The 14,337-nt window shown below is 39.8% G+C and carries 16 protein-coding genes; all 16 read left to right on the forward strand.

Annotated elements, in window-relative coordinates; genetic code table 11:
- Window positions 1-9: 9 nt before the first annotated feature.
- The 16 genes from HF876_RS07520 (at window position 10) to HF876_RS07595 (ending at window position 14,237) form a co-directional block, all read left to right on the forward strand.
- Window positions 10-1,287: a UDP-N-acetylglucosamine 1-carboxyvinyltransferase gene (locus HF876_RS07520; RefSeq protein ID WP_169359449.1), complete on the forward strand. Its 1,278-nt coding sequence runs from the start codon at window positions 10-12 to the stop codon at window positions 1,285-1,287.
- Window positions 1,288-1,590: 303 nt separating this feature from the next.
- Window positions 1,591-2,553: a class II fructose-bisphosphatase gene (gene glpX, locus HF876_RS07525; RefSeq protein WP_169359450.1), complete on the forward strand. Its 963-nt coding sequence runs from the start codon at window positions 1,591-1,593 to the stop codon at window positions 2,551-2,553.
- Between the two features lie 119 nt (window positions 2,554-2,672).
- Window positions 2,673-3,956, forward strand: a complete 1,284-nt coding sequence (gene rho, locus HF876_RS07530) for a transcription termination factor Rho (protein WP_169359451.1) — start codon at window positions 2,673-2,675, stop codon at window positions 3,954-3,956.
- A gap of 144 nt (window positions 3,957-4,100) precedes the next feature.
- Window positions 4,101-4,643 carry a sigma-70 family RNA polymerase sigma factor gene (locus HF876_RS07535; protein ID WP_205964047.1) on the forward strand — a complete coding sequence of 181 codons (543 nt, stop codon included), beginning with the start codon at window positions 4,101-4,103 and terminating at the stop codon, window positions 4,641-4,643.
- Window positions 4,628-5,038 (forward strand): helix-turn-helix transcriptional regulator, encoded by a 411-nt coding sequence (locus HF876_RS07540; RefSeq protein WP_169359453.1) that lies wholly within the window; start codon window positions 4,628-4,630, stop codon window positions 5,036-5,038. The genes HF876_RS07535 and HF876_RS07540 overlap by 16 nt, the downstream gene beginning before the upstream one ends.
- Window positions 5,028-6,356 (forward strand): FtsW/RodA/SpoVE family cell cycle protein, encoded by a 1,329-nt coding sequence (locus HF876_RS07545; RefSeq protein ID WP_169359454.1) that lies wholly within the window; start codon window positions 5,028-5,030, stop codon window positions 6,354-6,356. Before HF876_RS07540 ends, HF876_RS07545 begins: the two co-directional genes overlap by 11 nt.
- Before the next feature lie 164 nt (window positions 6,357-6,520).
- Window positions 6,521-6,736: a 50S ribosomal protein L31 gene (gene rpmE / locus HF876_RS07550; protein WP_169359455.1), complete on the forward strand. Its 216-nt coding sequence runs from the start codon at window positions 6,521-6,523 to the stop codon at window positions 6,734-6,736.
- 429 nt (window positions 6,737-7,165) lie between these two features.
- Window positions 7,166-7,744, forward strand: coding sequence for a thymidine kinase (locus HF876_RS07555; RefSeq protein WP_169359456.1), 579 nt, complete (start codon window positions 7,166-7,168; stop codon window positions 7,742-7,744).
- A 42-nt stretch (window positions 7,745-7,786) separates the two neighbouring features.
- Window positions 7,787-7,963, forward strand: a complete 177-nt coding sequence (locus HF876_RS07560; RefSeq protein ID WP_169359457.1) for a hypothetical protein — start codon at window positions 7,787-7,789, stop codon at window positions 7,961-7,963.
- A 277-nt stretch (window positions 7,964-8,240) separates the two neighbouring features.
- Window positions 8,241-9,320, forward strand: coding sequence for a peptide chain release factor 1 (prfA, locus tag HF876_RS07565; RefSeq protein WP_169359458.1), 1,080 nt, complete (start codon window positions 8,241-8,243; stop codon window positions 9,318-9,320).
- Window positions 9,313-10,170: a peptide chain release factor N(5)-glutamine methyltransferase gene (prmC, locus tag HF876_RS07570; protein WP_346764045.1), complete on the forward strand. Its 858-nt coding sequence runs from the start codon at window positions 9,313-9,315 to the stop codon at window positions 10,168-10,170. Before prfA ends, prmC begins: the two co-directional genes overlap by 8 nt.
- 45 nt (window positions 10,171-10,215) lie before the next feature.
- Window positions 10,216-10,746 (forward strand): stage II sporulation protein R, encoded by a 531-nt coding sequence (locus HF876_RS07575; protein ID WP_169359460.1) that lies wholly within the window; start codon window positions 10,216-10,218, stop codon window positions 10,744-10,746.
- Between the two features lie 67 nt (window positions 10,747-10,813).
- Window positions 10,814-11,845, forward strand: a complete 1,032-nt coding sequence (locus HF876_RS07580) for an L-threonylcarbamoyladenylate synthase (protein ID WP_169359461.1) — start codon at window positions 10,814-10,816, stop codon at window positions 11,843-11,845.
- An 88-nt stretch (window positions 11,846-11,933) separates the two neighbouring features.
- Window positions 11,934-12,437, forward strand: a complete 504-nt coding sequence (locus HF876_RS07585) for a manganese efflux pump (RefSeq protein WP_169359462.1) — start codon at window positions 11,934-11,936, stop codon at window positions 12,435-12,437.
- Window positions 12,438-12,482: 45 nt separating this feature from the next.
- Window positions 12,483-12,914: a low molecular weight protein arginine phosphatase gene (locus HF876_RS07590; protein WP_169359463.1), complete on the forward strand. Its 432-nt coding sequence runs from the start codon at window positions 12,483-12,485 to the stop codon at window positions 12,912-12,914.
- A gap of 12 nt (window positions 12,915-12,926) precedes the next feature.
- Window positions 12,927-14,237 carry a methyl-accepting chemotaxis protein gene (locus HF876_RS07595; protein ID WP_169359464.1) on the forward strand — a complete coding sequence of 437 codons (1,311 nt, stop codon included), beginning with the start codon at window positions 12,927-12,929 and terminating at the stop codon, window positions 14,235-14,237.
- Window positions 14,238-14,337: the final 100 nt, after the last annotated feature.

Below are 14,337 nucleotides of genomic sequence, written 5' to 3' on the forward strand. Positions count from 1 at the left end.
GAGAACGGTATGGAAGTTTATAAAATAAAAGGAGGAAACACCCTCCGTGGCACGATTAAAGTAAGTGGGGCAAAAAATAGTGCAGTAGCTCTTATTCCCGCTTCGTTGATGGCTAATTCTCCCGTTACAATAGAAGGCTTACCTGAAATATTGGATGTTTTCACCCTAAAGGAAATTTTAGAAGAGGTTGGAGCAAAAGTAACCTTCTCTGAGGGGACTATGGTGATAGATCCGACAAATGTTGTAGATATGCCTATGCCTAATGGTAATATTAAAAAGTTACGAGCATCTTATTACTTAATGGGTGTTATGCTAGGGAAATTCAAAAAAGCAGCTATTGGGCTGCCGGGCGGCTGTCATTTAGGCCCTCGACCAATTGACCAGCATATTAAAGGGTTTGAAGCGTTAGGTGCAGAAGTGAGCAATGAGCACGGAGCAATCTATTTGAGAGCAGACGAGCTAGTTGGATCAAAAATATATCTAGATGTTGTAAGTGTGGGCGCCACAATTAACATCATGCTTGCTGCCGTCCTAGCAAAAGGTAGAACTATTATCGAAAACGCTGCAAAAGAGCCAGAAATCATTGATGTGGCAACGTTACTTTCAAATATGGGAGCTAATATTAAAGGTGCAGGAACAAACGTGATTCGTATTGATGGGGTAGAAGAGCTGCACGGTACAAAGCACACGATTATTCCGGACCGTATAGAGGCTGGCACTTTTATGATTATGGCTGCACTTGCCGGTGATGGAGTAACCATTGATAATGTCATTCCATTTCACGTGGAAGCTTTAACTGCAAAGCTTCGAGAAATGGGAGTAGCTGTAGAAGAGTTTGAAGAGAAGGTATTTATTCCTAAAACGACAAATTTACAAGCTGTTGACGTTAAGACACTTGTTTATCCTGGGTTTGCCACGGATCTTCAGCAACCTTTTTCTGTTTTATTGACACAAGCTACCGGAACTTCGGTCATTACTGATTCTATTTACTCAGCGCGGTTTAAACATATTGATGAGTTACGCCGCATGAATGCAAATGGAAGAGTAGATGGTAGAACTGCTGTGCTAACTGGACCTGTTAAGCTAGAGGCTGCAACCGTTCGAGCGAGTGATCTTCGCGCAGGGGCTGCTCTTGTACTGGCAGGCTTAATAGCAGACGGTGAAACCGAAATTCAAGATATCTACCATATAGACCGAGGATATAGCTCATTAATCGAGAAGCTACAAGGTATAGGGGCAGATATTAGAAGAGTGGAAGTACTGGAAATCGAACAAAATAATAGCTAGAAAAATGGAGGGTATTTTCTCCATTTTTTTAGAAACTAGACATAACTTAGGTGATTTCTGTCGATCGAGAGACAGGCGATTGCGCTTTTCTATTTGTCTAGCTCCATCGCCTTGCCCCTCGGGGTCAAATGGATAAAAGCAGCGGTGGCTGAGGAGCTGCCTTCTTGCTTTTCTCCATTTGCCTGTCGGGGCAAAGACAGGCGATTGCGCTTTTCTTATTTGACAAATATGCTACAATGATATCGGAAGAAACAAATTCGTATGTATTTATATACAATCCGTAATACGGGAGGCACAAACGAAATGGAACGTAGTTTATCAATGGAATTAGTCCGAGTGACTGAAGCAGCCGCTATTGCATCTGCTCGCTGGATGGGACGAGGATTAAAAAATGAAGCAGATGATGCAGCAACTACTGCAATGCGTACAGTATTTGACACTATCCCTATGGAGGGTGTTGTAGTAATTGGGGAAGGTGAAATGGACGAGGCACCGATGCTATATATCGGAGAAAAGCTTGGCCATGGCACAGGAGGTCCTCAAGTAGATGTAGCAGTAGACCCTTTAGAAGGTACTAATATTGTAGCTTCTGGTGGCTGGAATGCTTTAGCAGTTCTAGCAATTGCAGATCGCGGAAATTTACTTCATGCACCAGATATGTATATGGAAAAACTGGCAGTAGGACCTGAATCCGTTGGCCAAGTGGACATAAATGCGTCTGTACTTGATAATTTACGTGCTGTTGCTCGTGCAAAAAACAAAGATATTGAAGACGTTGTTGCGACTATCCTAGGTCGTCAGCGCCATGAAAAAATTATTGAAGAAATTAGAGCAGCAGGCGCTCGCATCAAGCTAATTACCGATGGCGATGTAGCTGGGGCGATTAACACTGCTTTTGATAATACTGGTGTTGATATTTTATTCGGCATGGGAGGAGCTCCAGAAGGAGTTATCTCAGCAGTTGGATTAAAATGCTTAGGTGGAGAAATTCAAGGGAAGCTTGTTCCTCAGGATGAGGCAGAACTTGAAAGATGTAAAAAAATGGGACTAGATGTTAACAAGATTTTACGTATGGAGGATCTTGTTAAAGGCGATGATGCAATCTTTGCTGCAACTGGAGTTACAGATGGAGAGCTTCTTCGTGGAGTACAATTCAAAGGCGCTTTTGGTTCCACGCATTCTATCGTAATGCGCGCCAAATCCGGAACTATTCGTTTCGTAGAAGGCCGTCACAGCTTAAACAAAAAACCGAATTTAGTACTATAAAACTAAACTTCTTTGTATACCCGATAGTTCTCTATCGGGTATCCTCTAATAAAACTTCTTTCCTTTTATCCAGTTTCAATAAGTAAACAACAAAATATAGTAAAGAGTGGTGCGTGCTAATGACACAAACAACGATCAATGAGCTAGAGAATATGACCTTAAAAGAGCTCTATACTCTTGCGCGCAAGTATAAAATAGCTGCTTATAGTAAATTATCAAAAAAAGAACTTATTTTTGCAATCTTAAAATCTCGTGCAGAGCAAGAAGGCTTTTTCTTTATGGAAGGTGTTTTAGAGATCATTCAGCAGGAGGGCTTTGGCTTCCTACGACCGATTAACTATTCTCCTAGCTCCGAAGATATTTATATTTCCGCGTCACAAATTAGAAGATTTGATTTGCGTAATGGAGACAAAGTAACAGGGAAAGTACGACCACCAAAGGAAAGCGAACGTTATTACGGTCTTCTGCATGTAGAGCTAGTAAATGGAGAAGATCCTGAAATTGCTAAAGAGCGAGTTCATTTCCCAGGACTAACACCTTTGTATCCAGATCGCCATATTAAATTGGAAACTGTTCCAGAGAAGCTATCTACTAGAATTATGGATTTAGTAGCTCCAGTAGGTTATGGTCAGCGTGGTTTAATTGTTGCTCCACCGAAGGCTGGTAAAACATTATTAATAAAAGAAATTGCTAATGCTATTACAACGAACCATCCAAATGCAGAGCTAATTGTATTATTAATAGATGAGCGCCCGGAGGAAGTAACAGACATCGAGCGTTCTGTAAAAGCTGATGTAGTAAGCTCCACATTTGATGAGGTACCAGAAAATCACGTTAAGGTAGCAGAGCTTGTCTTGGAAAGAGCTATGCGCCTTGTAGAGCATAAGCGTGATGTTATTATCCTAATGGATTCTATCACTCGTTTAGCACGTGCTTACAATCTTGTAATACCGCCAAGTGGGCGTACTTTGTCAGGTGGTATTGACCCTGCTGCATTCCATCGTCCAAAACGCTTCTTCGGTGCTGCGCGTAATATCGAAGAGGGTGGAAGCTTAACTATTTTAGCCACTGCTTTAGTAGATACTGGTTCACGAATGGATGAAGTTATTTACGAAGAATTTAAAGGTACAGGAAACCTAGAGCTTCACCTAGACCGTAGTCTAGCAGAGCGTCGTATCTTCCCGGCCATTGACATCCGTCGTTCAGGAACAAGAAAAGAAGAATTGTTAATTCCTAAAGACCAATTGGATAAACTATGGGCTATTCGCAAAACTTTCTCTGATTCTTCCGATTTTGGAGAGCGTTTCTTGAAAAAACTACGTTTAACGAAAACGAACGAAGGTTTCTTCGAGCAATTGAGCGAGGAAATGAAAGCACATCGTAGTGGTAAAGTGTCACTATAATTGAACTAATAACTTTAAATGGAGACTCAAGACAACAGTCCTGAGTCTCCTTTTTTGATGTTTTTAAATAATGATTTCATAAATGAAAACTTTTCTAACTGCACACTCGTCTAATGTGCAAAAGGGGGGACAACGGTGGAGCGAATGCTAATGGGGGATACTAAATCCGAGAATTATGAGCAGCTCATCGATGAACTGATGAGTACACATGGTCAGGATATATTGCAGCTAGTCTATGCTTACGTACATAACGAAACGATTGCTGAGGATTTAACACAAGAGATTTTTGTGAAGTGCTACAAAGGGTTACCGAGCTATAGAGGCCGATCATCTATTAAAACATGGTTATGGCGCATTGCCATCAATCATGCCAAGGACTATTTAAAAAGCTGGTATAACCAAAATGTTAGGATAACAGAAGATGCGTTTCTAAATAGAGCTACATTGTCTTCAAGTGTAGAACAAATCATTGTCCAGCAAGATGAGGATGCATCGCTTGCAGCGGCAGTCATGAGCTTACCTATTAAATATCGTGAAGTAATTTACTTAGCTTATTTTGAAGAACTGACCATGAGGGAAGCAGCAGCCGTTTTGCTGCTTAATGAAAACACCATTAAGACGAGGCTGCGCAAAGGAAAACTTCTATTAAAGAATATATTGGAGGGGTCTGAGTGGAAGAACGATTGAAGGGCTTAAAAAAAGCTATGAAAAGTACTACATTTGAGCATCTGCAATTTTCAGAAGTACATCAAAAAGTAAATGACCAAATTAAACAACTCTCTCCAGCTGCTTTAACAGAAGAGATTTTACCTCTTTTAGTAGAATCTAAGACGGGTAGTGAGTTAGTAGAGCTTCTGCATGTAAGAGGAGAAAAATCTATTAGATGTAATGAAGGAGCTGTATATACCTCACTTCATCTGGCGGAACAAAACGGTGAGCTAGAATCCTTTTGGACTGAAGGAGAAAAGTATTATAGATTATCGAAAAAAGGACATAAGCTATTACAGAAAAAGCATTCTTCTACAGCAACTCGTTTCTCACTAAGGCAGTTATTTCACGAGGTGATTACAGATGAGCATTAAAGAGTATTTACAGTCAGTAATTGCACATATTCGCTCCAAAGAGGCAAAAAGTTATGTAGAAGCTGAGCTAGCTAATCATATGGAACACTCGAAGATGTCTTGGATGACAAAAGGATATACGGAAAAGGAAGCAGAGGTTAAAGCTGTTTCAGAAATGGGCAGTCCTACCGAGCTTGGTAAATCATTAAATGACATCCACAAGCCCAAAATAGATTGGCTGCTTCTCTCCTTACTCATCGGTATATTATTACTGAGCTTTTTGCCGATTATTGCTTTGAATCAACCGCATTATGAGTACAGATATGGTCATATGATTCCTGCGTTTTTATCTAATCATGTAATTCATATTATCTTAGGCTTTGGCGTTGCTCTTGGATTAATGTTTTTGGATTATCGAAAGTTTGCACAATTGGGTTATGTTTTTTTCGGCATTGCCTCCTTATTTATAATATTTTTATATAGTTTTTACAATGCACAAATAAACGGAAAAGTAATGATCCAAGTTGGATTTATTAGTTTAAAGGTTTGGATGGCGATCCCACTTTACTGTATTGCCTGGGCAGCATTGTTTTCCAAACAGAACTTTGCCTTATGGAAAGCGACTGTACTAGTAGGGATTTCATTTATTTTATTTAGCTTTAATGCGGACTTGTCAATTTTATTAATATACGGAGCTCTTGTTGCAGTGTTATTCATGAAAAGTAAGTTTTCAAGAAAGCAAAAAAGTATAGTTACTGGAGCTGTGGCAGCTTTAATCATTAGCTACATTATATTTGCATGGTTCAGCTATCAAAATGGAAGCATCGCAAAATACCAGATAGACCGTCTATTGGGCTTCTTGAATCCAGCAGGTTACGCTGAAGGTGTAGGATATATGAATGTATTGCTTACAGATTTACTACAAGGAGCTAAATGGTTTGGGGCAGGAACGACTTATAAACTACCTGAAGCACATACAGATTTAGTGTTTGGACATCTCATTCAATCCTATGGTTTAGCTGTGGCGATTGGAATATTTATAATACTAAGCTTAGTGATTATGCGCTTTTTACACATTACTTCTTCCGTGAAGGACTCCTTCGGAAGATTAATCATTACAGGATGTATTACAATTTTCTCAACACAATTCATCTATGCCATTGGAATGACACTTGGGTTAGTTCCAATTGTATCGATATCACTACCGTTTTTTAGCTATGGATTTATGCCAACCGTCCTCAATGCTTTCTTAATAGGCTTAGTTCTTAGCGTGTATAGACGAAAACACTTTGTACAGACACTCCACGTTCCCAAAATAACTTCTAAGACAAGTCATTAAACAAAAACTAATGACTTGTCTAGAACGTGAAGACATGTTATTATATGAAACGTAAGTTTATACATTTCTGCTACATATGCGATTGACATCAATCGGATCGTGTAAGGTATCAGTTTCATAACCAACTCTGTTCCAGATGGTTCAGGGCGAGAGGAGAGATAGAGATGAAAGCAGGAATTCATCCCGATTACAAAGAAGCAACAGTATCATGTTCATGTGGTAACACATTCACAACTGGTTCTGTAAAATCAGACATTAAAGTCGAGTTCTGTAACGAATGTCACCCATTCTATACTGGACGTCAAAAATTCGCAGCTGCGGATGGCCGTGTTGATCGCTTCAACAAAAAATACGGAATTAAAGAAGAAACTCAAGACTAATAACAAAATACCTGCAGAGCACTTAGTGCTTTGCAGGTATTTTTGTTTATAGTTTAGGAAATTATAAAATTCTCAATCTGTGGATAGTGTCTAGCGCAAGCAGCCATGCCCCTCGGGGTCAAATGGATAAAAGCTCCGGTGGCTGAGGAGCTGCCTCCTCGCTTTTCTCCATTTGCCTGTCGGGGCAGAGATAGGCGGTTGCGCTTTTCTTGATGTCTAGCTCCACCGCCTTGCCCCTCGGGTCAAATGGATAAAAGCTCCGGTGGCTGGGGAACTGCCTCCTCGCTTTTCTCCATTTGCCTGTCGGGGCAGAGACAGGCGGTTGCGCTTTTCTTATGACAATTCCATTAAAATAGTTTCGGGGAATACACCCGTATGATATAAATAGATAGAAGCAAAATACATAGTCGATAAGTAAGGAGATATATCATGGCTCAACTATTTTTTAAGCATGGTGCGATGAACAGTGGAAAATCAATTGAAATTCTAAAGGTAGCACATAATTATGAAGAACAAAACAAACCAGTCGTTATTTTCACACCTGGTATTGATACTCGTGATGAGGTGGGACACGTCTCTAGCCGAATTGGTTTGAAGAGAAAGGCCACTGCAATTTATGATGAAACGAACCTATATGAAGTAGTAAAAGAAATAGATCCGAAACCATATTGTGTGTTAATCGATGAGGTGCAATTCTTAAAAAAAGAGCATGTTCTTCAGCTTACACAAATTGTAGATGAACTAAATATCCCTGTCATGGGCTTTGGCTTAAAGAATGACTTCCAAAACGAAATGTTCGAGGGCAGTAAATATATGCTGATCTATGCTGATAAAATCGAAGAAATGAAAACGATATGCTGGTTCTGCCATCGTAAAGCAATCATGAACTTACGAGTGGATGAGAGCGGTCAACCAGTATATACAGGAGAACAAATTCAAATCGGTGGAAATGACTCCTATTATCCAGTTTGCCGCAAATGCCACTCCAATCCACCGCTTACTCAGTGAACGAGTAGGTATTTCTAATACAATATAGAGAACCTTGCAGAGATGGCGCGGAACATTGCGGAGACGAAGCCGAACCTTGCAGAGATGGCGATGAACCTTGCAGAGACAGGGAATAACGTTGCGGAAATGAGCGAGAACTTTGCAGAAAGCCAAAAACCTTGCGGAGACGAAGCGGAACCTTGCGGAGATGGCGTGGAACCTTGCAGAGACAGGGACTAACCTTGCGGAAATGGGCAAGAACCTTGCAGAAAGCCGAAAACCGTTCGGAGACGAAGCGAAACTTTGAACAAACGGTTCCCACCTGTGCAGTTGAGCTATCAATCCGTAAAGTAGCGGATGGCGAGCGAAATTGTATCTTCGCGAGCCCTTTACTGAATAGAATAGGTATATATTCTTTCATTAGCATAAAGGCCGTTTAAAATAGAAAAAGTAGCAAGGACTCCGCTTTTTCTTTATAATAGTACTATTAGACATATAAATGAACGAGGTGAGCACGATGTTTGATCGATTACAATCGGTAGAAGACCGTTATAATAATTTAAATGAATTGCTTAGTGATCCAGATGTAGTGAATGATACGAACAAGCTAAGAGAGTATTCAAAGGAACAATCGAATCTACAGGCGACAGTGGATGCGTATAGAGAATATAAGGATGTTAAAAGCCAATACCAGGATGCAAAGCAAATGCTTGATGAGAAGCTAGATGCAGATATGCGTGAAATGGTAAAGGAAGAAGTGAACGAGCTAGAAGGTCAGATTGCTGAGCTAGAAGAGCGTTTACGTATTTTGTTGATCCCGAAAGATCCGAATGATGACAAAAACGTTATTATGGAGATTCGTGGAGCTGCGGGTGGAGATGAGGCAGCCTTATTTGCAGGAAATCTTTTCCGTATGTACAGCAGATTTGCGGAAACACAAGGCTGGAAAATCGAGGTTATGGAATCGAATCCAACTGGTTTAGGCGGATATAAAGAAATTATCTTCATGATTAATGGGAATAATGCCTATTCGAAGATGAAATACGAAAATGGTGCACACCGCGTGCAACGTGTTCCAGAAACTGAGTCAGGCGGCCGTATTCATACATCTACTGCAACAGTAGCAGTTCTTCCAGAGGCGGAAGAGGTAGACGTAGAGATTCACGAAAAAGAAGTTCGTGTAGATACTTTTGCATCATCAGGTGCTGGTGGACAATCGGTTAACACGACTATGTCAGCTGTTCGTATGACCCATTTACCTACAGGGATCACTGTTTCCATGCAGGATGAAAAATCTCAGATTAAAAACAGAGAAAAAGCAATGAAAATTCTTCGTGCACGTGTAGCGGATAAGTTCCGTCAAGAAGCGCAAGCAGAGTATGATGCTGTCCGTAAATCAGCGGTTGGTACTGGTGACCGTTCGGAACGAATTCGCACATACAATTATCCACAAAATCGCGTGACTGACCATCGTATTGGTTTAACAATTCAAAAGCTAGACCAAATTTTAGAAGGTAAGCTAAATGAAGTGGTGGATGCACTGATTTTAGAGGATCAAGCTGAAAAGCTAGAAAGAATGAATGATACAAATGTCTAAGACCATTTATGAGGCCCTGAACCGGGCTTCTTCTTTTTTAGAGGAAAATAACCGTGAAAAAGAAGTAGCTCGTTATATTTTACAATTTGTCCTAGGGAAAAATTACTCTGAGCTTATGATGGCCATGTATGAAGAGATTTCAACAGATTCTTTTAATACTTTCTGGAGCTATGTGGAGGAGCATGCAACCGGTAGACCATATCAATATATTATTGGTCAGGAAACCTTTTATGATCGAGAATTTTTAGTGAACGAGTCTGTTTTAATTCCGCGACCTGAAACGGAGGAATTAATAGAAGAGGTAAGAAAGCGTGTGCCGCTCCTATTTAAGGATAAAAACCCATTATATGTTGCCGATATTGGCACAGGAAGTGGGGCCATTGCTATTACTATTCAAAAGGAAGTACCAAACGCCAAGGTGACGGCTACAGATATATCCGAGAAAGCATTACAGGTGGCTACAAAAAATGCGGAGAGACTGTCCGCACTTATCGACTTTAAGCAGGGAGATTTGGCAGAGCCTATATCACATGAAAAGTGGGATATTGTTTTATCGAATCCACCTTATATTGCACATTCAGAGGCGCCAAGCTTATCAGATACCGTGATCGATTATGAACCACATTTGGCTTTATTTGCAGATGAGGATGGTCTTTTACTTTATCGTAAATTATCAGAGCAGCTTCCTTCCTTGATGAATTCAACTAGTTTAATAGGTTTTGAGATTGGCTATGAGCAGGGGCCAGCTGTTGCTGGAATGCTTCAAAAAGCCTTTCCTAAAGGGAATGTAGAGGTTATTCAAGACATTAATGGAAAAAATCGTTTTGTTTTTTGTACAAATGCTGAATAAGATATGAATCTATTGGTAACAATGTTCCTAAGGGAGGAATGTTACATGTTACCAGATTACGAGATAAAAAGAGCAGGTAAAGTAGGACAAAAAATAGATGCAGTTATTCTCTTTGTATGGATGCTATTGGTTATTCAAACGATTTTATTTGTTTTTATTCATAATGCGGAACAAACGGAGGCGATGCGCTTTCGATTAGTTGCTAACAGCAACACCGCTTATGATCAGCAGGTGAAAATGGAAGTACAGGAAAAAATAGCGCCAATCTTAGTAAATTATGAAAAGGATCCGGACGCTACAATAATAGAACTAGAGAAAACAGTTGTGAGTCTATCCAGTAGCTTGCAGGAGAAGATGACAATCACACAAGGTCAAACGATCTTTCCGCCAAAGGAATGGGAAAGTGGAATTGCAGCTCAGACGCAGGTGGAGGCGATTGTAGTTTCTATCGGTAGTGGAAGAGGAGATAATTGGTGGTGCGGTCTATTTCCTAAAGCATGCTATAAAGAAGAAGTAAAAGAAGAAAAGCCTAAATTCTTTGTTTGGGAATGGTTAAAAAAGAAATTTTCCACATAGTTTTCCACAATTGTCTGAAAGTTATTAACATTTTGTGGATAAGGTTCTAAAAAAGGAGAAGTTACGTATGAATACAAAAATTTTATCTGTGGGTAACTTATCCACAGAAGAAATAAGTTATACAGAGGCCGTCCAATTATTACATTCGGGTGAAGTGGTAGCTTTCCCAACGGAAACTGTTTACGGCTTAGGGGCCATCGCAACGAATGAAAAAGCGGTAGCGAAAATTTTTGAAGCAAAAGGCAGACCCCAGGATAATCCTCTTATTGTGCATATTGGATCTAAGGATGAAATTAGTGATTTTATCTCTCACATCCCGGAAAAGGCTCAGCTATGTATGGATGCATTTTGGCCTGGACCATTAACGTTAATACTTCCGCTGAAGGAAACTGTTTTGGCTTCCAATGTTAGCGCAGGCTTGGATACTGTCGGGGTAAGAATGCCTAATCATCCTGTAGCTTTAAAACTTTTACGTGAACTAAAACTTCCGGTTGCTGCTCCGAGCGCAAACCGAAGTGGAAAACCTAGCCCAACTAAAGCAAGACACGTGCACAAGGATTTAAATGGTAGAATCCCTGCTATAATAGATGGCGGAGCAACTGGGATGGGACTTGAATCGACGGTGCTTGACTGTACTAGCGAGATTCCAACTATTCTACGACCAGGTGGAGTAACAAAGGAAATGCTTGAACAAGTTATTGGCAAGGTCAATGAAACAAAGCTTGTAGATAAATCAGAAGCTCCAAGAGCACCTGGCATGAAATATGCTCACTATGCCCCGAATGCACCTGTCTATTTAATAGAGGCATCTGTACAATCGATACAAGAAGCTATCGCTAGTATACATAAGGAAGATAAAAAGGTTGCCCTCATTGCAACGGATCAATTGAAAGTAGTAGATGCCAACTATTATTTTTCACTTGGTAACAATGAACAAGTAAAAGAAGCTGCTCATTTGTTATATGAGGCACTTAGAAGCTGCGATGATACAGATGCAGATATCGTGCTTGCCCCTGTTTTCGAAAAGGATGGCGTTGGAGCAGCAATTATGAATCGTTTAGAAAAAGCTGCAGATGGTAAATGGTTTTTCGAAAAGTAAAACAAGTTAAAAAAGGTTGTCTATATTTTGTATTCTCTCCGGTCCATTTGCATACATTTAATTATGCAAATAGACGGGAGAGATTTTTTTGTGGACAGAAATATTAGCAGGATTCTTAATGTCGGTAGATGTACTTATCTTATTTTCTCTTGTATCATATAGAAAACAGGTTTTGACTCTAGCTGCTTGGGTTGCATCCTTACATATGCTCTTCCCCTTGATAGGTTATTATGCAGGTGTTTTGGTACAAACCTATTTACAGCAGGCAAGCCCTTATTTATCAGGAGTTCTGCTAACCTTGGTAGGTCTTCAAATGGTATTATCAAAATCTCCAAAAGAAATACCGATGATGCCACCGTATATCTTGGCTATAGTAGCGAGTCTAGATACCTTCTCCGTAAGTATTTCCTTTGGTATGCTCCAAGTAGAAAAGTTCATTTTTATTCTAAGTGCAGGCATCTTCGCTTTTGTTGGAGTAATTGTTGCACAGAAAATTATATATAAAAACACTGTGATGAACAGAGGTATGATTATGAAACTGGCCGGTGGAGTTTTATTAGTCATGGGTTTGCTTACTCTTCAAAATATATAACAAAATAAACAGCCTATACACACTAACATAAAGGAATGATCTAGTATGAATATTTTATTTGTCTGTACAGGAAATACTTGTAGAAGTCCGATGGCAGAGGCAATTTTAAAAGCAAAGAAGTTAGATAATGTAAATGTGAAGTCAGCAGGTATTTATGCAATGGATGGAGAAAATATGTCTCTAAATAGTCAAAAAGTTCTAATGGACAACAACATTCCTTTTACCCATAAATCCTCCTCCCTACAGCCGTCTATAGTTGAGTGGGCAGATTTAATTTTAACGATGACTGCTGCTCACAAACAGGCCCTTATTTTTGCTTTTCCCGAAGCAATTTCTAAGATTTATATGTATAAAGAATTTGTAACTCCGGACGATATACAGGATGTAATGGATCCTTTTGGAGGAAACCTGGGTATATACGAACGGACTTACGAAGAACTTAGTATGCTAACAGAGGGATTAGTCAAGAAGCTATAGGGGGAAAAATGGATGAAAGAGAAAAGAAAGAAGCACGCCTTTGGATTTCAAAAGAAGATTGTGCTTTTTGTAACGGTTCTTGCAATTATTACGTATTCAACAAGTGCATTATTTATCAATTATGTACAACCTTATTTACAAACGATGGATATAAATATAGGAGCCCTTCCATTTGAAATTCTTACATATGCTTTAGGTATATTCTGGTCAGGCCTTCTTGCTTACTTTTTCAGTGGATTAATCATCAAGCCTCTGTTTAACTTGGAGAAGGTTGCAACACTTGCTTCAGAAGGTAAAATTGGCGTGGATGTAGAAGTTCCAAACTCTAAAGATGAGATTCAATCCGTAGCTATTGCCTTCCAAACGATGTTAGAAAATCTTCGTGAAATGGTCCAAGGAATAGAAGAAAACTTTGATAAAACAAACAACAGTGTACAAAAGCTTGCAGAAGAAGCTTCCGTTGCATCTGATCAGGCAGAGGCAATCGCCTCTACTATAGCTCAAATTTCCGAAGGAGCAGAGCAATCCGCTATGGCTGTGCAAGAAACAGCTGAGTCAGTAGAGGATGTTAGAGTACTTGCTTCGGAGGTAAATAAGCGTGCTGAAAAATCTTCTGTACAGTCAAAAGAAATGATTACCGAGCTATCAGAAACTACTAAGGTCATACAATCTTTAGTGAGTGGCATACAAAAAATTGCCTCTGGCAGTGAATCTGCTTTAGGGAATGTTCATCAGTTAGAAGAGAATGCCAGCAAGGTTGAAAGTATTATTCAGTTAGTTGGAGACATAGCAGCACAAACTAATCTGCTGGCACTGAATGCTTCTATAGAAGCTGCACGTGCAGGAGAGCATGGTAAAGGTTTCGCAGTAGTAGCAGAGGAAGTACGTAAACTTGCAGATGAAAGTGCGAAGGCGGTACAAGGTATTTCTACTCTTATTCTAGCGATACAAAGTGATGTTCAAACAGTAGTTCAACAGATGACGAACCAGGTAAGCTTTGCTGTTGGGGAAGCCAAACGTGTATCTGAAACGAATGCAGCAGTAGAAGGCATGTCGACAAAAGTTCATGAAATGGCTGAATCAGTAGTAGAGATTTCTTCTCTTGTAGAAAAACAGCTTTCTAATATAGAAAGCACTGCTCGACAATCTCAGGATGTGGCAGCGATTGCAGAGGAAACTTCAGCAGGAGCAGAGGAAGTAAGAAGTGCTACGGATGAACAAGCTCGCTCTATTGAACAGGTTGATATTTTAACAGAAGACTTGAAACGTCAGTCAGAAGATTTGTTCCAGGTGATCTCTCAGTTTGACCGTACTGCCCGATAATGTTATAAAATGAATATGTCAAAAACGGATACAGCTCAAACGATTTGAGTTGTATTTTTTTGCTCAAAAAGGTGGTATGATGAATTTGAGTACTAAACAG

The organism is Psychrobacillus sp. BL-248-WT-3, assembly GCF_012843435.1.
Lineage (GTDB): Bacteria > Bacillota > Bacilli > Bacillales_A > Planococcaceae > Psychrobacillus.